General features: G+C 71.9%; 3 protein-coding genes. 1 reads left to right on the forward strand and 2 read right to left on the reverse strand.

The genetic code is table 11. The features are described 5' to 3' along the window. Nucleotides 1-240, reverse strand: a 240-nt coding sequence (locus AB0C29_RS48835) for a hypothetical protein (RefSeq protein WP_360835257.1), incomplete at its 3' end; no start/stop codon positions are given. Next, a complete protein-coding gene (locus tag AB0C29_RS48840) occupies nucleotides 237-602 on the reverse strand; it encodes a hypothetical protein (RefSeq protein WP_360835259.1) in 366 nt (121 codons plus the stop codon). The genes AB0C29_RS48835 and AB0C29_RS48840, both read right to left, overlap by 4 nt. Before the next feature lie 123 nt (nucleotides 603-725). On the opposite strand from AB0C29_RS48840, the gene AB0C29_RS48845 reads away from it, so the two are divergent. Beyond that, on the forward strand, nucleotides 726-1,319 hold a 594-nt coding region (locus tag AB0C29_RS48845; RefSeq protein WP_360835261.1), incomplete at its 3' end, for an MFS transporter.

The following is a 1,319-nucleotide window of genomic DNA, read 5'->3' on the forward strand; positions in this document are numbered from 1 at the left end:
CTCCGGGGCCCGGCCGCTGAACGGGATCACCCGGCGGCGCGCGTTGAGCAGCTTGCTGGGCTGCTCCCGCAACGCGGCGAGATCCGCGAACTCGTGGGGCAGCTCGGGCGGGGGCGTCTCGACGGTGAACATCGGGCCGTCGCCGCCGTACACGTGGGTGGTGATCGGAGCGTGCACGTCCCCACCCACGCTGACCGCACCGGGTCCGGCCGCGTAGGCCGCCCGGCCATCGGGCGTCATTGCCACAACTGCACATCGGTACGGATGGCAGCAGTGCTCTTGCCACCGACCACGACCGATGCGGGCCCGCTCGCGCCGGGGGCGACCGGCGGGACCGGGCCGGCGAACCGGGTGCTCACTTCCGCGTTGTTGTCACCGCCGACCGCGACGGCACCAGGACCGGGGGCGCTCACCCGAGATGCGCCGGAACCGGGTGGCGACACCAGGTACTGCCAGCACAGTGCCACCACGGCGAGAACGGCACAGACAGCGCTGGCGACCTTGTCGGCCGTGTCCAGGCCGGTCGCGGCGAACAGCACCACGAGCCCGAGGACCAGCAACCCGGCCACGACACATCCGGCACGCCGGCTGAACTCCATCACGGCACACATTAGAAGGCCCGCCGCGCGGCTGAGCCAAGCGCGGTCACCCCATCGTGGCGAGCTCGTACCCGCAGGATTTCGGGCTCGGCGGTAGAGCCTGGCAGGTCCGGGTAGACCCGTACGGTGAGCGCCCAGTCATCCACCGCCCGGATCGCGCCGCCGTCGGCGTGGGCACCGTTGCGCGTCGCCGCCTTCCGCAGTCTGTGGCTGGCTCTGCTGGCCAGCAACATCGGCACCTGGATGCAGACGGTCGGAGCCCAGTGGCTGCTCGTCGAGCAGTCCGGGACCGACACCCTGGTCGCGGTGGTGCAGACCGCCAGCACCCTGCCGATCGTGCTGCTCGCGATGCCGTCCGGCGCGCTGGCCGACACCTTCGACCGGCGCCGGCTGCTCATCGGCGTGCAGGTGTTCCTGGTTGCGGTGGGCGTACTGCTCACCATCCTGACGTTCGCCCAGCGCATGCCGCCGACTCTGCTGCTGACGCTCACCTTCGCGCTCGGCGCCGGTCAGGCGCTGACCGCTCCGGCCTGGCAGGCCGTCATCCCGGAGCTGGTGCCGCGCCCCCAGCTGGCCTCGGCCTCCGCGCTCGGGGCGATCAGCATGAACCTGGCCCGGGCGGTCGGCCCCGCGGTCGCGGGCGTGCTGATCGCCCGTACCGGGGTCGGTGTGGTGTTCGCGCTCAACACGCTCTCCTTCATCTTGTTCGCGCTCGTCCTG

The organism is Actinoplanes sp. NPDC048791 (genome assembly GCF_040650095.1).
Taxonomy (GTDB): domain Bacteria; phylum Actinomycetota; class Actinomycetes; order Mycobacteriales; family Micromonosporaceae; genus Actinoplanes.